A 21,266-nucleotide genomic window follows, 5' to 3' on the forward strand; every position below is an offset into this window, starting at 1 on the left:
TTTCTCGATTAATGAAGGGTAACCACCGACTCACTCGCGACCTTCGTGGGGGCTTTGGTCGCCATAGGATGCAATTGGTCATAAAACATCATCGCAGCTAAACGCGCAAACTCATACAACTGCATATATTGCTCTTCGGCCATATCATCAACATTTTCAGGCGGCTCAACCATCGCGAGCTCACTTAAATCCTGAATCAACTCGGTAAGCTCTTGATTTAATTCGGGCAACTGACCCAAGCCTAAGCCATGCAATACGCCCTCAGCCCAAAGCGCAAGGTGATTAACTCGTTGTGACAAGGTGCTGGTATCGTCAGGTAAAAACAATTCCAACTCAAGGGTATCACTATTTAAACCCAACAATGTATGCTCATAAAGCTGATGTAAGTCTTGTAACCAACGCTCTTTTATTTTTGTAATGCCCGCTTCGACTAAAAACTGCTTTAACCACTGAGCTTCCGTTAAACTGGTATCGGCACAAAGCTGACCAATCATCAACCCCTGCACAAATGCCGGTGACTCCAATTGCGAAATTGAGGCAATCCACTCATTGTAGTGTTCAAAATCTAACTTTGTACTCATTGAATTAACGTCTTTTGTTACAATTGTTAAGGTCTATAATAATAGCATAGCTCATGATGAGGTTAAGCCATTGTTAATTGATTGTGACTTGATACGATTTTGCGATTTTACTAGACCAGGTTGGAACTATGACCCATGTAACACTCACATTACTTAACCATCATTTTGACGTGCCTTGCACCGAAGAGGATCGCCCAACTCTAATACAAGCGGCTACGCTACTTGAGGATAAGTTAGACCAAGTGCCCCACTTAAAAGGTGAAAATAAAGTGCTGATGGTCGCACTCAACTTATGTTACGACTACATTCGATTACGTCAGGATACCCTAAACTATTCAAACCACCTTGAAGAACAGCTTGAAGCACTGATGACTGCCGTGATGCAACAGGATTCCACGGCCGCAACTGACACAAACCCACCTGAAAACCCTTAACCAAGGTTCACTCGTGACGAGTCATTGGCAAACTCTCCCTTACCTCTATTGGCGCGCCACAATCGCGCTGTTTGTGATGCTATTGACACTAAATATAATTCAGCCTGTGCAAGCGAGCCCTGTTCTTGATTTGCAAATCCGCTTCACCGATGCGCCTAATCCTGATATAGAACGACGGTTACTACAAGAGCTACGGTTAGGTCTTTTAACCCATGACCAATTTCCGGCTCAAACGGATTTTCTATTCAACCGCACAGAACAAGAAATCCTGCAGATACTTCGCGGATTAGGTTATTACCAAGCTCGTGTTGAGCCATCACTCAGTCGCTCCGATACCCGCACCCGAGCACGAATCACTATTACTCTTGGCGAACCCGTTCGTATTCGTGACTATCAACTCCGAATTCGTGGTGATGGGCGCCGTCTGACTGTATGGCGAGAATACCGACAATTTAACCAACGCCTTACCGAGGGCGAAATTTTTCGCCACGACCATTACATTAACACCCTAAACGATCTGCGAACCCTTGCACATAACAATGGTTTTCTAGACGCTCAATTTATCCAAAGAGAGTTCAAAGTTAACCCCCATACTGGAGAGGTCTTTATAACGATTGAACTGGATACCGGCACGGCCTATCAGTTCGGAACAGTTTCATTTAAAGGGAGTGACCAACTAAACGAAGATTTTTTGATGAGCTATGTAGAATTCGAAGTTGGACAACAGTTCGAACAAGCGCCGCTAACAGAACTTCAAACGCAATTAGTTGGCAGTCAATATTTTGGTATGGTGAGAATTAACCCAGATTTTGATCGCATTGTTGACCGCCAGATTCCCATTGATATTGAAGTAGAAGATAACTTAAAGCATCGCTATACCATTGGGGTTGGCTATGGAACAGATACCGGTGCACGAGTGACGTTCGGCTTTCAAAATCGCTTACTGAATCGGCGCGGCCACAACTATGAAATTGAAAGTACATTGGGTCAACAGCTACAAAATGCGACTTTTCGTTACCGCCTACCCGGTAAACGCCCTGCTATTCAATATTGGAATATCAACCTAGGGGTTGATGCCACACAATCTGCCAACCTGAAACGTAGCCGCAGCCTGGTATCCCCGGAATATATTTATCAAGTTACACCGAAATTTAGAGTGAATCCTTTTCTCTCTCTTGAAACCGAAAACTTTAATTACAGCAATCAAGATAACGAAGTTATTCAATCGTTACTAGGTGGCTTGAACTTGCAGTATCGCTGGGTTAATCAAGAGGGTTACGTTAACGCTGGTTACCGTCATAGCGCCAGCTTTCGATTTAGTAGTGATCAATTTTTGTCCAATGCCGACTTCCAACAAATTGAACTTGGCAGTCGCGGTATTTATTCGCCACTGGCCTTTCTGCGTTTACATGGTCGCATCCAAGCCGCCTATACCTTTAGCGATGACCTACGCAAAATCCCAGCGACCTATCGCTACCTTCTGGGCGGCGAGTCGCTACGAGGCTATGGCTTTGAAAGCATCGGCATTCAAACAGAGCGAGGTTTGGAAGGCGGTGCCAATATGGTACAGGGGTCACTAGAAGCCGATTACCGCTTCTCACGCTGGTTGGGAACCGGCATTTTTGTGGATGCCGGCCAAGTATATGAAGATGTGCCCAATGATCAATATCTAGTCGGCACTGGCTTTGGTATTCGGGGGTTTACCCCGATTGGTACGGCAAAACTTGATATCGCATGGCCACTTACAGAACCTGAACGTGGCTATCGCATCCACTTTTCACTTGGCCTAGATTTATAAAGATGGTGTTATGCTGCTAAAATTTAAAAAACACTTCTTACGGCTAATTCTAAAAACGACCAGTGCGTTAGCGTCCATAGTTTTGTTACTCCTTGGCGTCACCAGCCTAGCGGGATTATGGGTGATTTCTCATCCCAGCGCCCCTCAAACACTTTATAATTGGGCGAGCACATCTCCCTTAACCGCTGACTACTGGCCAGATGGTTTCGCGATTGGCGCTCTGAAAGGCCCACTTTATCAAGAACTCACCCTTCAAGATCTTTACCTCCCCATACAAGATGCTTCCGGTGCAGATCTCAATGAACTGACTATTGAAGAGCTGCGATTATCATGGCTTCTTCACCGACTTTTCTTGCAAGAAGTGACTATTAAAAATCTCGATATTATTCGCCCTCAACTTCGCATAACGAACACCAATAAACCGGAAGAAAAAACGACACCACTGGACTGGGCAAGTCTAAAAGACTTGAGCTTTGATACGGCTGACCTGCATCAAATATTCACCCCTATTACTGCCCTTGGATGGTCGATTAATCTGCAACAGCTTACTCTTGTCGACCTGCAACTAGAACAAGCAGGCCAGAGTCTTGATATTAGCCAGGCACAGGTCGGTTTGCGATGGCAGCAACAACAGCTGATACTTGATCAATTGGACATTGAGGCCTTTAACACCAAGGTGGAATTGACGGGTTCATTGCACATTCATAGTCTCCAACATACAAACATTAGCTGGCAAGGCGCGATTCATCAGTGGGATGGATTTTCGGGCTTACCTACTAACCTGGCTAAACAACTGGCTGAACTGGATACGACCCTGCCGGCTATGACATTTAATGGGCACCTTAATCTACATGAGGACCAGCTGAGTATCCATTTGGACTTGTCAGGCCCCATTGATATCTCTTTACAACAAAAACTTGCGGGCAACGAACAAGCGGTCGACTGGGATACTCATATAGAACTGCGCCGATCAGATCACGATCTTCTTAGTCGCTTAAAACTCCCCCTAGCGTTGGAACACTTCCAGCTTACGAGTCAGGGTCAAGGAAGTTGGTATGCGCAGTCGCTTGAAGCACACCAACAACTGCAACTACAAATTGGACAACTACCGACGATTTCATTGCAAAACCGTATCGGCTTTCAGCCAAATGTTTATGATGAAACAGAGATGAATGCACAGCTTGCTTTTACCCTTGCAAACCACGGCACAGTGCATCAAGCTCTTATGGTTAACCTTGATAATAAAACGGGGCAATTATTGGTTAATACCAAAGGCTTCGCGCTTCCTGGCACCCAGCGTGATAACCGGCAGGCCTGGTCGCTCAGTTTAGAAACCGCCGTTCACTTACTTGACTGGGACACACGCAGCATCATTCTATCCATTCCAGAAATCAATCTTGAGGGCTTGCCTGCAACTTTCAAATTTAGCGGTCACGCCCTAAGTCAACTTACCAACTCAAATACTTATCAACTAGACTGGCTCACAAGCGATGTGAGCTATGGAGAGGTTAAGGGAGAGTTTGATGTCATGCTGCAACTAGCCAAGGACCGCAGCCAGTTTTTGTTGGACTCTTTACGCTTTCAACTAGGTGATGCGCAACTGAATCTTACCGCCCAACTTGAAAATGATTTACATATTAATCTAAACCTAAGCGCACCAAACTTAACGACACTGCATCCTGATATTGCGGGTTCTTTGCAGGGCACAGTTCAAGTACATCAAACCGTCGATCGCACAGACTGGATTGACAGCTTGCGTAGTGCGCAACTCGATCAGAGCTGGCAGGTTAAACAGCTAGAATGGCTAAATAATCTACTAGAAGATGCCCGCCTGACCACAAGCGGATCACTCGAAAACCTGCTTACGCATGATATTAACTTTACAGTAAATAATCTGACTGATAAAAAAGCTGGCATACCACTCCTTGAAAAAATGGAGTTTAACCGCCAAGCTGTGGATAACGAAACCCACAACCATTTACGTTTAACCCAGCCCGAGCTTAGTCTGAATATCCATCTCAATGACAGCTGGCCCAAGCCAATCAATATTGATGCTCTGAAAGACTGGCAAACTTGGCAGAAAACCGGCATGACACCCCACTTTACCCTTGATGAACTCAGCATCGATGCGCCCATAATCGGTACATGGCAGCTACTCGAAACAACACACGGACATTGGCAAGGGCTGGCAGAAGGTTTAACACTCAATCCGCTATGCTTACAACAAGGCACAACGGCGACTTTCTGCATTGAGAGTGAACAACACCGCATTCGATGGCAGGGTCAGCAGTTACCATGGCAAGCCTGGTTAGCACCCTTTAAACCGGATAATATCACCCTGTTAGGAGAATTTAATATTCAGGGTCGCTTAGACTGGCACCCGCCAATGTCTGCCCATAATCCATCAGAAAACATCGACTGGAATCTAAATAACAGCATTAACTGGCCCTACTTTTCCATCAATGTGCAAACACCTGAGGTAGCGCTGCCTTTAACTGTATTGAATTGGCGCAATGAACTAGGTGTCACGCCCAATCAACTGCATCTAATCAGTCGCGCACAGCTTAATCAACAAGGCGAACTTGATACCGAGATTAAGCTGTCAAAATTAGCAACGGATTCTTGGAACGACGCCAAAATTGACGGACAATTTCTATTAAACATTGTGGATTTATATCTTGCTGAAGACTGGCAAAACTTACTTACCATCCATCAGCAACGTCTCAAACTGAGCGGTGCACTATCGGGTAACGTTTCGGCACCTGACATACAAGGTCACCTTGATTTGGCACTTGGTTTTGACCTGCCGTTGCTTGGGCTTGCTGACCAACGCGTTGAAATCACCAGCACTGTTAACTATCCTATATCAGCAGCAGCGCCCCTAACCCTTAATGGTCGCTGGTTACAACCTCAAGACAATCAAGTAGACCTTAGTATTTCTTACGATCCAAGTCTTTTGACGCCAGCTGATACCGACCTTGACAATACGACAACAACCCCCATTTTTATTCGGGTTGACAGTGAAAATGTACAATTGCTCAACACCTCACTAGGCGATATCAATAGTCAAATAGGTATTCAAATCAATTACCATCCCGACGCAATTCAAGTGCTTGGAGGCATAAAGCTACAAAACACTCAGCTCAATCTAGCGCTTGTAACAGGGCAGTCGCGAACGCCTATTAGTGGCGACGAAGTGTTACTTGATGCCCAAGGACAGCCGGTAATTATTGAAGAAACAGGCCTGCCACTGTTTTTAGATTTCACAGTAGGATTTGGGGAAGATGTGCAAATTAGAGGTCTGGATGCACGTATATGGTTAGGTGGCGAGATAAACCTAGTTCAGACCCCTCAACGCCCAGAAATCCAAGGTTTTGGAAAGGTGCATATCGAACGCGGTCATTTAAATATCGATCGCAGAAATCGTGTAGAAATTGATCGTTCCAGTTTTAATTTTAATGGACCGCTTGATAATCCACGCCTTGACGTAAGTCTTTTCCGGGTTGTTGACCAAACCACAGCTCGCCTCAATATTACAGGCCAAGCTACTCGACCACAGTTTGTGTTTTACGCTACGCCCACTCAGTCGCAAGCCAGAACTATCAATATGTTAATTTTTGGCCGAGCCGGCGATTTACAAAACGAGCCAAACTATGAATCCCAAATGCTGACTGCGCTTTACAAGCTAGGTTTGCAAAATAACTTACCGATACTGAGCGACTTAACGCAAACACTGGGTATTGAAGACATTTATTTTGATGTCCAAGACCGAGAAGTTAACAACCTAATGTTGGGACGGGCTATTAATGAACAAATCTACATCAATTATGCCCACAACCTATCGGGCGTAGGTCAAAGTGCGGTGCAAGTCTTTTTTAACCTAACACCCAACTGGCTAATTAAAAGCGAAAGTGGTGAAAACAGTAATGCGATAGACTTAATTTACCGTTTAGAGCGCTAACCCCCTCTCTGTGATTAAACCTTATGCCGAGGGGGTAAAAATGTGCAGCCCATCCTCTGTAACACAGGCATCTAAAGCTACATCCCAGGGCTCTGGTTGAATAGGATCTACCTGCTGTAAACTGTGCGCCCAGCCGAGCAACCAAGGGCGCTGTTCTATTGGTAAATTGACCAGGCCTGCCAATAGACGATCATAAAAACCGCCCCCCATCCCTAGGCGATTTCCGTGCTGATCAAATGCCACTAGAGGCATCAACACACAGCTAACTTCTTCAATCGCAACACGAACTTGCACCTCATTTAAACAAGGCTCTAGGATACCCCACTGATTAGGTTGCAAGCTGGAATGCCCATCCCATAATACACAATGCATCTCACCTGGCTCTTCACCCATTACGGGTAAAGCTAATTGCCAATTTGGTTGTGCTGCGACCCAATTAAGAAGCTCCGTTGTTGCCAGCTCACCATCGTTTGCTATAAACCCCAAAAAAATGGCTTTTTTGTCAGAGTTTGCGCGTGGCGATAACCAAGGCCAATAGATTTTAAAATGCTGAAATGCCTGCAGGAAGTGCTGTCGTTGGTCATCGGGCGATAATTGCTGACGTAACTGACGAATTGACTGACGATGTTGCGAAGAGGTTAGATTCATGATTAACCATAGCAGTAATAGAAGTGAAATGGGGCTGCGGTCCCTGAACCCGGAGGTTCAAGGTGGCGGCCTTCTCTATAAGTTTAGGCTCCTCGGACATAAGCGAGGTGCTCACCACAAATAGTTTCTGGCCCCAAAGTAGTACTTATCGGCTCGAGGGTCTCGCACCCCATTCCACAATTCCAATATTACCATACCTTTCCATTAAAACACGAACAAACATCAGCATAATCGATTGAGTCTATTAATCCCTAGGCAATAATAAAATTTATTACAGATTAATTAGTATTTTTACTTATTTTTATTTATGATAAAGAATAAGCAATAATGCTTAACATCTGGAGATCACTCATGAAAAACTTAAACCTACATTACAAACGCACACACGCTCATCAAGCTAAACACCAAGTTCTGCTCAGACAAAAGGGCTTTTCACTCATCGAAATAGCCATTGTATTAGTGATTATTGGATTATTAATCACTGGCATCATGAAAGGAACTGAGCTCATAACCAATGCCAAAATCAGCACCGCTGCAACGGATGTGAATAATTACTCGATGGCATTAGCCAGCTATGAGCAACGCTTTGGCAGCATCTTAATCGGTGCAGAGACTAGTGGAAGATCTTGGCAAACGGATAGCGAACGCCTCCTCAACGAACTCAGTGACACGGGCTTCATAAACCCAAAATCTCAACACAGTTTAGGGGGGCCTATCTATTTGGTTAAAAACGGTACCCTCTCTGGCAGTCCAAGAGGGACTCTGGGTTCCGCTGATTTAGCTAGCAACGGATCAAATCATTTCAACTGGGCACTCTGCTATGGCGAAATAACGGACGATAGTCATATTAACCACCTTATTCGTTTAATTGATGGTAATGAAAGCCTGACCACTGGACGCGCTCGCCTTGTTCATAACACCACTTTGTTATCCAGTAGCACAGCTGACTTTTCACCCGACAATGATCATCGTACGGTTTGTTTTGACATCTAAACCGATAACTCAACAGTTCGGCAGGCTTTGTCCTAGTCTAATGCGCTGGGCAAAACCTGGATCTGTTGTACTCGTTAATATCAATGCCTGCCCATCGTACTGAGCAATAATCCACTGACACCAAAGCGTTGGCAGAGGCATCCAAGCACCATCAATACTGACATAACGGTCTTGCCCTTGTGTCAGAACACCCATAAAGATAACTTGTGCCTGCTCCGCCACACTAATAACTTCGGCAGGCTTGCTCGACGCAAGTGTTGGCGGTATGTCGGTTTTAATGACTTGACTTAACCCCGGAATTCCCTGCCATTGGTTAACCAGCCACTCACAATCGATTGAACCGATAAAATGTTCATTACGTGTGTTATTAAGATGGGCTTGCCAGCGACACCCACCGGGCAATACAGTAGATTTTAATTGCTGACTTTGCCATGCTTGCCAAGCCTGGTAGTCATTATAGGTTGAAATCCGCACCTGCTTTTTTAACTGAAACTGTTGCCAAGCAAATGCGGGCTCAGTCTGCTCAAATACCACATCAGGCCAGGCCTGCTGATAGCGTGTCTGCCAATCTTCCAATTCATGTAACCAATCATCTATGCTGAATTCCAATTGAAGCGTATGACGCACAGGCTTTGCTAGATCATCAATTTGGTTGAGCCAATGTTGGTAAGTAGATTGAGTTTGCAAGGCATTCGCTTGCTTAGTTGCTATTTTTGAATGGGATTTTAGTTGTTGATAGTTAACCAGATGCAGACCACAAATAAAGGCTAAAACCGTTGTTAGACCTAGGCTGACCACTAGAGGTTTTATGCTCGCTTTCATGGCCATAACTGCCACTGCCAATTGACATGAATCTGCTGCTGCTGAGGATTCATAATTCGCCCCGCAACGGGCTCAAAACCTGAGATATCGGCTTGCCAATGCTCGATTTTCCCATAACTTGCCAAATCAGCTTCTAGGTTTTCTAAAATGGACGGTAATGCGTGCCGATCGGATAAACGCAGTTCTGCTTGAAGACTCCACTGCCAATACCCCGTCGTTTGCCAGCGCCATTCCAACTGCTTAATCACCATGCCGCTACCGCTTAACCGCTGCCATACTTGCTCAGCATAGTCATTAACATAGTGATTTTTATGCGCAGTGTAATGACGGTTAAAATCCTCAAGCTGTTTTTCCAGTGCTTGTTGTTGCTGGCGGTTTAGCAGCGGCTCATCTAATACAACATTACCAACCTGATTTGGAATCGATGTCCATTTCCAAAGGGGTAATGTTGCTGTCAGCAAAAACACCAAACTTAATAACCATGCATTAAATTGCATCAACTTTGCCTGACGCTTTTGCAACCCATACTGTTGATACCAAGGTTGTACCGCATACGCAGGTTGATGACTTGCCAAAGATTGCAATACCGTGTGTGAGTCAAAATCGCATTCATGCGACTGCCACATAGACCTTTCTGGAAGGGTTACCTCCACTGACAAACCTGGGTCAACCTCTCCTATGTTTGGTATAACAACATAGCTAGTCTTATCAACCCAAACTAAACAGCTTGGGCTGATTGCCTTGAGTAAGGGTTGCAGGGATAAAAAGTCAACAAAGCGTTGATATTCATAAGACCAATGAACCTCTTCACGAACATTAATGGGACGCCACCAGCAGGCCTGCTGATGGTAATGAGCAACTTGAACCCAGAGCGTCGGTGACACTTGCAAATGTATCACTTGGAGTGCAGCAACCGATTGCTTATTGAGGATCGACCCAAGTTGACTCTTTGAGCACCAAGCCAGCCACCATTGATTAAAACTATATAGCCCCTGAGATGAGTCTAGCTGTGATTGCAATCTTGTCGAGATGGCATGGTTAGGTGATAGATTTTTGCGATGCGGTTCCCACTGTTGCTGTAAATAAACCCGCTGCCCTTGCCATCGGCGCATAACAGGCATGGCGTAATAGCGATTAGATTGTTGAACAGACCGCTGATCACGCGCTCGACGAAATAATGCGCGACGCCAAATCCAGTGCTGCCAAAAAACCAGTGAAGGCTGTTGTTGCCACTTACAGGTCTCATCATTAGTTATTAATACCAGCACAGAATTGCCAACGACGCGCCTAGGAACAGGGTCGACAGCAAGCTCATGGCCATCAAACCAAAGCAGTTCCAAAGCAGATTTAGTCTTAAAAAACCGCATCAGCCATCATCTCATAAATAGGACCCAAAATAGCCAGAATCATCCATACCACGAGCGCACCAAGCAGCAAGGTAGTCATCGGCTCTACCCAGGGCTCTATGCGATCTAATTGTTGTTTCGCCTGGGCCTCAAAATAATCGGCAAGTTGTTGAGTTACGGGCGCTAACTGCCCGGTTTTTTCAGCCAGTTTTAAAAGTTTCTGACTAAATGGAGGTAGCGACAAATTACTTACAACCGCCTGTGGCATAGGAACCCCCTGCGCTAATTGATCATGCAGGTCTTGCAACTGCTTTTTTCGTTTTACTGATGACGCATTTTCAAGCATCTGTCCTACCGCGTCATGCAAGGTTGCACCAGCTGATAACAGCCAATTGAGCTCGCGCATTAAGTAGGCTCGGTCAAGGGCTAGACTCACTGTTCCCAAATAAGGGATGCGCTGTAGACCCACTAGCCTAATCCCCAATATCAATAACCCTATCAAACTCAACACACTGATAAATAGCACAATTGGGTGATGAACCAGCAGGTGCGAGATCGCCAGCATGGAACGCGTGGCTTGATTCACTGGCGCATTCATGTCCACCAAAAATGCCATCAAGTCAGGTAGCACCCAAACCAACATAAACCCGAGAACCAACAACAAAATGCTAAAGGCAATCAGGGGATAGGTCAGTAGCTTTTTTAGTCGACCACGAAAAGACCGCCGCCAAGACTGTAACATTAACCAATGGCCTAATACATGGGCCAATTGCGCTGTTTGCATGCCAAGTTTAATACTCAGCACCCATGAGGGATTCAAATGCAACCCCGCTGACAACCAGGCCTGGTCAAGTGGTTTGCCAGCATTAATTTCTTCTAAAACCTGCTGAAGAGCCCGAGTCAACTTTTGACTTACCAGCGAAGAATGCTCCTGCTGCCATTCGATTAGAGTCTGAATCGAATCCACCACCGTTAAACCTGATACCAGTAATGCCACCCAATCTTCCGTTAAACGCACACAATCAAACCTTAAACCCGACGGCAAACTCGACTTAACTGATAGCCCAAACAACGATAGTAACCGAAATGATATTGCTTGATCCTTTGTAATCATGCGAATACGTATTACAACACTACCTTGCTGCTCAAAGTATTGACGCGCATCCATCTCCGTAGGCATTTCCAGCTCATCAGTTTTAAGCTGACCTTCTACTGTCGTGATGGTATAGCGAAACCTAGGCATCATCACCACCTAATACGCGCTGCAACTCAGCCTTATCAGTAATGGCGTTTGCGACAAGCTCTCGACCATGGTCAAAAAAGTCACCCAACTCGACATCGGCTGGCCAGCGCGATAGCATTTCAATTATCGCTTGGCGCCCCTTATAGCTTCCCGTTTCAGGAACGAGTCGGCGTACCAAGCGTTGCGCCATAACGCCAAGCAAGCACTCATTAATCACCGTATCACTGACGCCCAAATCGACTAAACGATGTTGTGCTTGAGTGGCTCGATCACAATGGAGTGTTGATAACACCAAGTGTCCCGTCATAGCCGCCTGAAACGCCAGACGTGCGGTCTCTGCATCACGAATTTCACCGACTAAGATAATATCAGGGTCCTGCCGAAGAATAGCGCGTAAACCACTTTGAAAGCTAACCCCAAACTCCGTATTAACCTGGGTTTGACGTAACCCGACTAACCGATATTCGATAGGATCTTCCAGGGTCATAATATTGACTCCGGGCTGATTAAGACTTGATAACATCGCATATAAACTGGTAGTTTTTCCCGAACCCGTTGGTCCAACGACCAGGATAACTCCCGCTGGCTGAGCTAACCAACGCCTTAACGATTTTTCACGAAGATCATCAAGTCCTAACGCCGCAAGATCCAAGACACTTTTTTGCTGATCCAGCACCCTCAGCACCAAATTTTCGCCCTGTGCACCCGGCAAGCTACTGACCCGAAAATCAACCGGCTTCCCCATCAACATCATCGCAAATCGACCATCTTGAGGACGTCTTTGCTCTGTTACATCCAAGCCACTCAAAATTTTAATACGTGCCAATATCGCCAACCACAAGGCTCGAGGAATGTAATGTTGAAGCGCCAATAATCCATCAATACGATATCGCAGTTGGACAAAGGCTTGCTCAGGTTCAAAGTGCAGGTCAGAAGCCCCGAGCTTGATTGCTTCAATGAAAACACTATCAACCAAGCGCACAATTGGATGCCGAAAATCATCCTGATCATTTAAACTTGCTTGCTGAGGACTTAATTCCAATGCCTCTGTCATCAATGCCGATATTTTGCGTTCATACTGATAAGATCGAGCAAGAAAATCTGGTAACTCATCTGCATTAATTAACACCCAACTGATCTGAAAGGACGGCAAGTTTGAGGCACAATAGTGCTCGATTTGATCCTGTACCCATAGGTCTTCCGGATTCACAACACCCAGGGTAAGGGTTTGCTGTTGCATGCGAATAGGTGCCGCTTGCCATTTACGAAGCAAACTCGGCTCAAATAACGCCAAAGCGTCTGGATCAGCAACTAAGCTGGTTAAGGATAAATAGCTTAAACCCAGTTGCTTACCATAATAGTTATTGGCTGCCTCACGCGTTAAAAAACCTAGCTTAACGGTATTCTCGAGCAAACTGCCACCCTGAAGCTGCTGGGCTTGCTCAGCTAAAACCAGTTGCGCCTCATTAAGAACGCGCTGATCTAATAGATACTCCCGCTCCATTCGTTCACTAACACCCACGATATTAATCCTCCCCAATAACCGTAGCTCGCAATAAGACAACCATCTCAGTCTTACTTTGCGTGGCTTGCCTAAAACCAAATAATCGCGCTAGGGGACTTTGATGACGGGCAAGACCATACAAGCCCGCTTGATTTTCATCTTGACGCTGCTGAATCAAGCCGCCAATAATGACCGTTTCTTGATTTTCTAAGCGCAACAAGGTTTCCATTTCACGCTCTTGGATAAGCGGAACAAAATTTTGAACGCCTACTGCCGCTAAATCTGGGTTGGGGTCTAATACCTGACCAATGATACGCGTCACGCTTGGCCGAACGTTTAATAACACCTCTTGCTGCTCTGTGATCATCGGCTGAACATTTAAAATCAACCCCACCGGTACCGAATTTAAATTAGATCCGTAGGTTACTTCGGTCACATTTTGATTTGTGATACGAACGACGCCTATCGTAAAATACACAAAATTATCAACAACTTTTAACATGGCTGGCTGATTATTGAGCGCCTTAACACGAGGACTGGACAAAACGCTAACTTGACCAAAATTTTCTAACCAGCGCAGGCCTAACATAACATCCAAACCCACACTGCCTAGACGAGCACTAAATGTACGATCATGCCCCATTTGCGTTAAACCACTGCGATTAATAAACCCATCTAAATTCCAATCAATTCCGGTTTGATAGGCTTCTGACAACGTTACCTCAGCAATGACCGCTTCAATTAGGACTTGTCGACGCGTCCTCGTTTGAAGTTCCGATAACCAATGCGCGACCTGCTGCTGTTGATGATAGCTTGCTAGTACCATCACCAGACCTGCCTCGGGTTGTGTCATGACACGTTGAGCAGGCAAAAGTTCGGTTGATAAGGGTTCACTAACAAGAATTTGGGCGATATTCGCGGTCAAACTTCCCCAGATATTCGATTCACTTACCACTTGCATCCTCGATTGACTGGAGTTTTGTGTGGCGGCAATAGTGCTGATTTGTCCAATATTGAGATTAGTCACCAAATCATCCAACTTTGAACGTTCTAGATTGAGTAGGTCAACGGGATAAGCTTGCCAATACAACTGATCAGGACGCGCAACAATTCGACGTTGTTGTAATAAAACCTGTAAACCACTGGCCACGCCTACTCGGTGCAATAGTTCATTAAGCGTGACATCATCTGCTCTAATCGTAATGGTTGGCGCTTGATTAGGCCAAAGCTCCAATTCCTTATCAGCCATCCAGGCCAATTGCTGTAACACGTCAGACACGGGAGTTTCAATAAGGTGCAAGCTATACCTAGCTGGTTTTAATGATTCTTGTAACTCTGCTTTTACTGAGGAGTCTGAGAATTGTTCGGATTCAGAGTCTGGTGATGTCGTAATTGAGCCAGATGAATAATCCGGTACTTGAATAGGTAGTTCATAATCGGCATCAAAACTGTAATTAGGTGTTGTATTACAACCGACAAGCAAGACCATATTAAAAACGGCCAGGGTCAATGTCATGACATATCGCGAAGATAAAGATCTCATCAACAACAAAACTCCGTATATTTACGTAATAATTATACGCAATTATACGGAGACTTTAAAATTATTTTCAGTGTTTTTCTAAATGACTTTCGAAAAACGATTGGTTGTACCGGGTTTGATATAAGCATCAAACGCCATACAAATATTACGAATCAGTAAACGACCTTTGGCGGTAATGTAGATGTCGTTCTCATCCAGCGTTAACAAACCGTCTTCTACAAACTGTTGCACCGCGACTAATTCTTTAGCAAAGTATTCATCAAACCGAATGCCCCATTGCTGATTCACCGTTGCAAAATTCAAATGAAAATGGCTGATTAAACGCGTAATCACGTTACGACGTAACTCGTCGTCTTCGGTCAGATGCACACCACGGAAAATCGCCAATTTGCCACTATCAATCGCTGAGTAATAGCTTTCTAAATCCTTACGGTTTTGAGAATAGGTATTGTCCACCAGCCCAATCGAAGTAGCACCCATGCCCACCAAATCGCAATCGGCGTGGGTTGAATAACCTTGAAAATTGCGATAGAGAGTTTCATTACGTTGCGCTACCGCCAGTTCGTCGTCCGGCTTGGCAAAGTGATCCATGCCGATATACACATAACCGGCTTGCAATAAACGCTCGGTGGTGGCCTGTAAAATCGCTAGTTTTTGATCGGGTGACGGCATATCTTCTTCACGCATTTTTTTCTGCGTTGGGAACATACTCGGCATATGTGCATAGTTAAAAATTGAGAAGCGATCCGGCTCGACTTCTAGCAACTTATCCAAGGTTTGTAAAAAACTGGCTTGGGTTTGGAACGGCAAACCGTAAATCAAATCGACGTTTACCGACAAAAAGCCTTCGGCACGCGCCGCATTCAGCACCGTAAAAGTTTCTGCTTCCGATTGAATACGATTAACTGCTTTTTGCACTTTCGGGTCAAAATCCTGCACGCCCAAACTCATGCGGTTAAAACCGAGTTCACGCAACAACTTCACCGTTTCAGCAGTCGCTTCACGCGGATCGATTTCAATCGAATATTCGCCGCTGTCGTCATCATATAAATTGAAACATTCGCGCGTTTTCGCCATCAATTGACGCATTTCATCGTGATTAATAAAGGTCGGTGTACCGCCGCCCCAATGCAACTGCTCTACTTTACGATTCGGATCAAACAACTTCGCTTGCAGTTCGATTTCTTTAAACAGACGTTCTAAATAAGGCGTGGTTTTTTTGCGGTCACGAGTCCATTCTTTATTGCAGGCGCAATAAAAACAAATGGTGTCGCAGAACGGAATATGAAAATACAACGACAAGCCGCGACCGGACACATTAGAGCGCGCAGCGGCGGCTTCATAATCGGCAATACCGAATAACTCGTCAAACTGCACTGCCGTCGGATAAGAGGTATAACGCGGCCCAGTTTGGTTATAACGTTTAATTAAGTCCGCATCAAATTGAATTCCTTGTTCCAAGCTCATCTCCCTCGTAGTCTTATGTCATTATTTTGGCTTTTGCGAGACTTGTTCATAACTTTGACAATCCTTGCTTAAGTCAACTGCCAAACAAGCAAACCCAATAACATTATGGTAATACCTGTTACTAATACTAAGCTTACAAACATATCTACCCCTGACGTTTTTCCAACAACCAGGCCTGGTGAATTTTGGGGCTGCGTTTAAAGTCTTCTGGCAGGGTTTTACGGGTAATATCCTCGATCTGCCAAGCGGATAACGCATCCTTATCTAGTTTAAACTTCTGCATATTATTGGAAAACACCAAAGTGCCACCAGGCGCGAGTAACGCCCCCGCCTGTTCAATCAGTTCAACATGATCACGCTGAATATCCAGTACGCCTTCCATCCGTTTCGAGGTTGAAAACGACGGTGGATCTAAAAAAATCACATCAAACGGGTCCATTTTGGGTGGATTTTTTAACCAAGCCACCACATCTTCTTGCAACAGCTCATGACGACGTAAATCGATATTATTGGTCATAAAATTATGCTTAGCCCAATAGAGATAGGTTTTTGACATATCCACACTCAGCGAGTTATTCGCCCCCGCCACCGCGGCCTGTGCCGTAGCGGTGGCGGTGTAGCAGAATAGGTTCAACAGGTCTTTGCCCCTAGATAGCTTCGCGACCAACGCGCGCACACCACGGTGATCTAAAAACAAGCCAGTATCCAAATAATCGGTAAAGTTCACCCGCACCTTGGTGTTGTTTTCGATGATGGTAAAGTAATCTTTACGCTCCTCGAGCTTCTCATATTGGCTGGCGCCTTTTTGCTTCTGACGCATTTTATACACCACCCGCTCAGCCGCAATGCCAAATACCTCGGGCAGTACCGCCATCGCTTCATACAGACGTCGTTTCGCTTTGGCCGCATTCACCGTTTTCGGCGGTGCATATTCATTCACCACCAACCACTCGCCCGCTTCAAGGGTATGATAATAATCAATCGCTAAGGCATATTCCGGCATATCCGCATCATAGACTCGATAGGCCAATACCTTATTACGATCAGCCCACTTGCGCAGCGTTTTTAGGTTTTTGCGCAAGCGATTGGCAAACATCTGCGCACCCTCGGTCTGCGCCAAATCCGCCATCGAGCTTTCTACTTCCGCCGCTAAATCCGCCCCCGCTTTTAACGCCGGTTGACGGAAAAATTCTTCTTCAACCTCAAAGCGGAACAACTTACATTCCATCGCACCATTAAAAAACGCATGATCACGTTTGGCCTTTAAGCCAAGATACAAGCCAAGTTCTTTGTTACAGGTGAGTACCGCCGCCTGCCAACCGACAAAATGACGTTTTAAGGTTTCGCCTATTTGAACATACAAGGCTTTGACTTCATCTTCTTCACCCAAGCGTTCGCCATAAGGTGGATTGGTCACTACCAGGCCTTTTCGACCTGCTACGACCTGCAATTCCTGCGTTGGGCGCTGCTCGCCATCCTCATGTACTTCCTTGTACACTCCGGTGTCTGCGCTGCGTCCGCCTTGAACTTGAAGGTTTCGCGACGGTCGCTCTTCATTATCAAACCAATTTTCACCCAGTTTAGCGACGCACACTTTAATCACATCGGCATAACCGGCTTGTTGAATTGCTTGACGCGCAATTTTGACCGCGCCACCATGCGCATCCGAGCCGTAAATCGGAGGCATCTTCGCTAAACCCGCTAACTCGCGCGCCTGCGCATCCTTAACCAGCTCATCCCAAACATTACTTTGATGGCCTAACCAAGATAAAAAGCCCATATCATGGGACTTTGCCAGGCCTGGTGCGGTGTCCGATGCCATCATCGCCGCCTCAATCAGAAAGGTGCCCGAGCCACACATCGGATCAAATAACGGTGCGCCCTGCTCAGCCAGCTGCGGCCAACCGGCGCGAATTAAAATCGCCGCCGCCACGTTTTCTTTAAGCGGCGCTTTCACCTGCTGACCTTCACGATATCCCCGTTGATGCAGGCTATGCCCCGACAAATCCAAACTCAGGATAAATTGATTACGATTTAAATGACCATGCAACTGAATATCGGGATAGTCACGATCGACCGCTGGGCGAGTACCAGTAGTATCACGGAAATAATCAACAATCGCATCTTTGATTTTCAACGCGCCAAAATGGGTATGCTCAATGCCCATCCCTTTACCGGTAAACGAAATCGCAAAACTATGCTCTTCGGTCATGTGACGTGCCCAATCGAGCGAGCGCACATTCGCATACAAGTCTTCTTGGGTATCCAGCTCGGATTCTAACAAAACCAAATACACATGATTCGCCAACCGTGACCATAAACAGGCGCGATAGCCATCAACCAAGCCGCCTTCAAAACTCACGCCACGCGGTTGCGCTTTCACCGCTTGTGCCCCTAGTGCTTGCAACTCTTCTTTTAATAGCTCGGACAGACCGTTTGGCGCTGTAGCAAAAAACTTCATTTAACCTTCTTAATAATATGGGAATTCAACTTATTACAATTTTACCCTTTTTAGCGCGCGCTTTCGTTAGAATAAGCAAAATAGTTAGTGCGACATAGATAGGAATGAACATGATTAAACTTCGGTTACTTCAGCGGTATTTAATGAGCTTGTGCTGTGTTTTGCCCGGATATGCCTTGGCTGAGTCAAATGAGAACTTTCAACGTTGGGTGCAAAACTTTAAACCTCAAGCCATCCAAGCGGGCATTAGTGAACCCACTTTCAACCTGGCCTTTGCGAATGTAAAACTGAATGAACGTGTGCTAGAGCTCGACCGCCGTCAACCCGAATTTACCCGAACCTTTTGGCAATATATCGACATGACGGTAACGCCGCTGCGTATTGAACGTGGACGGTTATTACGCCAGCAACACGCACCACTACTAACCCAGGTCAGTGAACGCTATGGTGTTGATGATGCCTACCTATTATCTTTTTGGGCGATGGAAACTAATTTTGGCAGTTTTACGGGTAATACCCCTACCATTGAAGCCCTTGCCACCCTGGCCTATGACCCACGTCGCAGTGCATTTTTTACTGAACAACTCCTGTATGCTCTGCGTATTTTAGAAGAAGGTCATCTAAACCTTGAGCAAATGAAAGGCTCCTGGGCTGGCGCACTTGGGCACACGCAATTTATGCCGTCAAACTATATTCATTACACGGTTGATGGCGATGGCAGTGGTCGCAAAGATTTATTTAACAGCCTAGACGATGTGTTTCATTCTGCCGGGCATTTTTTAAATCGTTTGGGCTGGCGTGCTGGCCAAGATTGGGGCTATGAAGTACGCTTACCGAAAGGATTCAACTACGCACTGGCGGATGGCCGGACGCAACGTAGCATCGACGATTGGGCTGCAATGGGTATTACCACGGCACAGGGCGAGCGTTTAAATCAACAAACCAATCCAGACACAGCGGCTGCCTTACTACTACCCAGCGACTATCGAGGTCCCGCTTTTTTAGTGTTTCACAATTTCAATGTCATTAAACGCTGGAATAACTCCAATAATTACGCCCTGGCTGTCGGCTTAATTGCCGATCAAATTCGCCAACAACCAGGCCTGGTAGCCAAAGCGCCTGCGGATGATGCCGCTATGACTCGAGACGAGGTCATTGCACTGCAAAATCACCTCAATCGTTTAGGCTTTGATGTCGGTCGAGCCGATGGCATTGCCGGTCAACGCACCCGGCAAGGCCTGCGCGAATTTCAAGTCAAACAGGGTATGCCTGCAGATGGCTTTCCTAGCCCAAGAATGCTTAAGGTGTTACAACAAATACCTACCAGCCGTTAACCGCAATTTTTAAGAGGCCACCATGCAAACCAAAACTCTAGCATCCAGTCTATTAGTCGTTAGTTTCACTCTTTTTGGCTGCTCAAACGAGCAACCAGCCAGCGCTGAAAACACCAGCACGGAATCAGTAACTAGCCTAGCGGTCTCAACCAGCAGCGTGGCAAGGGTTGATAGCGAACAGTGGCAAGCATTAGGGCAATTATTACCCGCTCAGCAGATTCCATTAAGCATGGAGGTTACTGGTCGGGTCACAGAGCGACTGGTAAAACGCGGCGATCACGTCACAACAGGCCAGTTATTAATTCGCCTAGACGACCAAGACTTTCAGCTTAAACGTAACGCATTGGATGCCAGCATTAGCCAGCTAGAAGCGGATTTACAATTAGCCAAAATTGACCGCGACCGCTTAAACAGCCTGCTCCAACGCGAACTGATCTCGCAACAAGACCTAGACCAAATCACCACTCGAATTAAAAGTTTAGATGCCCAGCTGACCCGTTTAGCCCAAGAACGCGCATTGGCTAATCGCCAAGTCGACTATACCCAACTCTTGGCACCGGTGACGGGTCGAATCAATCAAGTCCTAGTAGAACCCGGTCAACAGGTTCAAGCGGGCCAGATTATTCTTGAAGTCATTCCAACCGACGACCTTATCATCTCAACACAATTGCCAGCGAGCCGAATGGCCAACCTACCGCAACAAGCCACCCTTGTCACGCCCTCGCAGAGCTTTGGGCTAGCTCTTTATGAACAAGAGCCCCTCGCCGATCAAAACACAGGGTTATTTCAGGTGCGCTACCAACTCGCGCCAGATCAGGCGCACCTGGCTGCCGAGTTAGCAGGCCTGCCTCTGGGAGAACGCTATCCAGTGCAATTTCAAAAACCCCTGGCGGTCGCATTACAAAAAATACCGGCTAGCGCGCTGATTGATCTCGGTCAAGGCCCCCATGTCTGGACAATTGACAATGACCGAGCGCAGTTAACCCCTGTTAACCTGGTTCGACTCCATAACGGTGCGGCACTGATTGAACCAAGCCTGGTAATTGATGCCCTTATCGTGCGTCACGGCGTGCACCGTTTGCAACCCAATCAAGCGGTTCGCATCCTCAATGATTAAAAGGAATTTCAAGT

General features: G+C 46.0%; 15 protein-coding genes. 6 read left to right on the forward strand and 9 right to left on the reverse strand.

Annotation, left to right across the window (positions count from 1 at the left end):
* Positions 1 to 8 precede the first annotated feature (8 nt).
* Positions 9 to 581: a UPF0149 family protein gene (locus THICY_RS08630; RefSeq protein ID WP_013835702.1), complete on the reverse strand. Its 573-nt coding sequence runs from the start codon at positions 579 to 581 to the stop codon at positions 9 to 11.
* Positions 582 to 709: 128 nt separating this feature from the next.
* On the opposite strand from THICY_RS08630, the gene THICY_RS05905 reads away from it, so the two are divergent.
* The 3 genes from THICY_RS05905 to THICY_RS05915 are packed head-to-tail and all read left to right on the forward strand — an operon-like array spanning position 710 to position 6,774.
* On the forward strand, positions 710 to 1,015 hold the full coding sequence (locus THICY_RS05905) for a cell division protein ZapA (RefSeq protein WP_013835703.1): 306 nt from the start codon (positions 710 to 712) through the stop codon (positions 1,013 to 1,015).
* Positions 1,016 to 1,028: 13 nt separating this feature from the next.
* Complete coding sequence (locus tag THICY_RS05910) at positions 1,029 to 2,813, forward strand: autotransporter assembly complex protein TamA (protein WP_013835704.1); 1,785 nt, start codon at positions 1,029 to 1,031, stop codon at positions 2,811 to 2,813.
* Between the two features lie 10 nt (positions 2,814 to 2,823).
* Positions 2,824 to 6,774, forward strand: a complete 3,951-nt coding sequence (locus tag THICY_RS05915) for a translocation/assembly module TamB domain-containing protein (protein ID WP_013835705.1) — start codon at positions 2,824 to 2,826, stop codon at positions 6,772 to 6,774.
* Positions 6,775 to 6,795: 21 nt separating this feature from the next.
* Here THICY_RS05915 and THICY_RS05920 read toward each other — a convergent pair whose 3' ends face one another.
* Complete coding sequence (locus THICY_RS05920) at positions 6,796 to 7,422, reverse strand: 5-formyltetrahydrofolate cyclo-ligase (RefSeq protein ID WP_013835706.1); 627 nt, start codon at positions 7,420 to 7,422, stop codon at positions 6,796 to 6,798.
* 351 nt (positions 7,423 to 7,773) lie between these two features.
* Between THICY_RS05920 and THICY_RS05925 the strand changes: the two genes are divergently transcribed.
* Entirely contained in the window at positions 7,774 to 8,415 is a 642-nt protein-coding gene (locus THICY_RS05925; RefSeq protein WP_013835707.1) for a type II secretion system protein, read from the forward strand.
* A 9-nt stretch (positions 8,416 to 8,424) separates the two neighbouring features.
* Here THICY_RS05925 and THICY_RS05930 read toward each other — a convergent pair whose 3' ends face one another.
* The 7 genes from THICY_RS05930 to rlmKL all read right to left on the reverse strand — a co-directional run bounded on the left by THICY_RS05930 (position 8,425) and on the right by rlmKL (position 18,801).
* Positions 8,425 to 9,237 (reverse strand): hypothetical protein, encoded by an 813-nt coding sequence (locus tag THICY_RS05930; RefSeq protein ID WP_013835708.1) that lies wholly within the window; start codon positions 9,235 to 9,237, stop codon positions 8,425 to 8,427.
* On the reverse strand, positions 9,234 to 10,604 hold the full coding sequence (locus THICY_RS05935) for a hypothetical protein (RefSeq protein ID WP_013835709.1): 1,371 nt from the start codon (positions 10,602 to 10,604) through the stop codon (positions 9,234 to 9,236). The genes THICY_RS05930 and THICY_RS05935 overlap by 4 nt, the downstream gene beginning before the upstream one ends.
* The gene (locus THICY_RS05940) at positions 10,591 to 11,829 is read right to left on the reverse strand and encodes a type II secretion system F family protein (RefSeq protein WP_245534944.1); all 1,239 of its coding nucleotides are present in this window, start codon (positions 11,827 to 11,829) and stop codon (positions 10,591 to 10,593) included. The genes THICY_RS05935 and THICY_RS05940 overlap by 14 nt, the downstream gene beginning before the upstream one ends.
* Positions 11,819 to 13,348, reverse strand: a complete 1,530-nt coding sequence (locus THICY_RS05945; protein ID WP_013835711.1) for a GspE/PulE family protein — start codon at positions 13,346 to 13,348, stop codon at positions 11,819 to 11,821. The genes THICY_RS05940 and THICY_RS05945 overlap by 11 nt, the downstream gene beginning before the upstream one ends.
* A 4-nt stretch (positions 13,349 to 13,352) precedes the next feature.
* Complete coding sequence (locus THICY_RS05950; RefSeq protein ID WP_013835712.1) at positions 13,353 to 14,873, reverse strand: type II secretion system protein GspD; 1,521 nt, start codon at positions 14,871 to 14,873, stop codon at positions 13,353 to 13,355.
* Between the two features lie 78 nt (positions 14,874 to 14,951).
* Positions 14,952 to 16,334: an oxygen-independent coproporphyrinogen III oxidase gene (hemN, locus tag THICY_RS05955; protein WP_013835713.1), complete on the reverse strand. Its 1,383-nt coding sequence runs from the start codon at positions 16,332 to 16,334 to the stop codon at positions 14,952 to 14,954.
* Between the two features lie 151 nt (positions 16,335 to 16,485).
* Positions 16,486 to 18,801, reverse strand: coding sequence for a bifunctional 23S rRNA (guanine(2069)-N(7))-methyltransferase RlmK/23S rRNA (guanine(2445)-N(2))-methyltransferase RlmL (gene rlmKL / locus THICY_RS05960; protein ID WP_013835714.1), 2,316 nt, complete (start codon positions 18,799 to 18,801; stop codon positions 16,486 to 16,488).
* Positions 18,802 to 18,911: 110 nt separating this feature from the next.
* Between rlmKL and THICY_RS05965 the strand changes: the two genes are divergently transcribed.
* Positions 18,912 to 20,135 carry a lytic murein transglycosylase gene (locus tag THICY_RS05965; RefSeq protein ID WP_013835715.1) on the forward strand — a complete coding sequence of 408 codons (1,224 nt, stop codon included), beginning with the start codon at positions 18,912 to 18,914 and terminating at the stop codon, positions 20,133 to 20,135.
* A 22-nt stretch (positions 20,136 to 20,157) separates the two neighbouring features.
* Positions 20,158 to 21,252 carry an efflux RND transporter periplasmic adaptor subunit gene (locus THICY_RS05970; RefSeq protein ID WP_013835716.1) on the forward strand — a complete coding sequence of 365 codons (1,095 nt, stop codon included), beginning with the start codon at positions 20,158 to 20,160 and terminating at the stop codon, positions 21,250 to 21,252.
* The last annotated feature ends 14 nt before the right edge of the window (positions 21,253 to 21,266 follow it).

The organism is Thiomicrospira cyclica ALM1 (assembly GCF_000214825.1).
GTDB lineage: Bacteria > Pseudomonadota > Gammaproteobacteria > Thiomicrospirales > Thiomicrospiraceae > Thiomicrospira > Thiomicrospira cyclica.

Coding starts and splice junctions, on each gene's coding strand:
- THICY_RS08630 (WP_013835702.1), bottom strand. CDS start 581: ATGAGTACAAAGTTAGATTTTGAACACTACAATGAGTGGATTGCCTCA.
- THICY_RS05905 (WP_013835703.1), top strand. CDS start 710: ATGACCCATGTAACACTCACATTACTTAACCATCATTTTGACGTGCCT.
- THICY_RS05915 (WP_013835705.1), top strand. CDS start 2,824: ATGCTGCTAAAATTTAAAAAACACTTCTTACGGCTAATTCTAAAAACG.
- THICY_RS05920 (WP_013835706.1), bottom strand. CDS start 7,422: ATGAATCTAACCTCTTCGCAACATCGTCAGTCAATTCGTCAGTTACGT.
- THICY_RS05925 (WP_013835707.1), top strand. CDS start 7,774: ATGAAAAACTTAAACCTACATTACAAACGCACACACGCTCATCAAGCT.
- THICY_RS05930 (WP_013835708.1), bottom strand. CDS start 9,237: ATGAAAGCGAGCATAAAACCTCTAGTGGTCAGCCTAGGTCTAACAACG.
- THICY_RS05935 (WP_013835709.1), bottom strand. CDS start 10,604: ATGCGGTTTTTTAAGACTAAATCTGCTTTGGAACTGCTTTGGTTTGAT.
- THICY_RS05940 (WP_245534944.1), bottom strand. CDS start 11,829: ATGATGCCTAGGTTTCGCTATACCATCACGACAGTAGAAGGTCAGCTT.
- THICY_RS05950 (WP_013835712.1), bottom strand. CDS start 14,873: ATGAGATCTTTATCTTCGCGATATGTCATGACATTGACCCTGGCCGTT.
- rlmKL (WP_013835714.1), bottom strand. CDS start 18,801: ATGAAGTTTTTTGCTACAGCGCCAAACGGTCTGTCCGAGCTATTAAAA.
- THICY_RS05965 (WP_013835715.1), top strand. CDS start 18,912: ATGATTAAACTTCGGTTACTTCAGCGGTATTTAATGAGCTTGTGCTGT.
- THICY_RS05970 (WP_013835716.1), top strand. CDS start 20,158: ATGCAAACCAAAACTCTAGCATCCAGTCTATTAGTCGTTAGTTTCACT.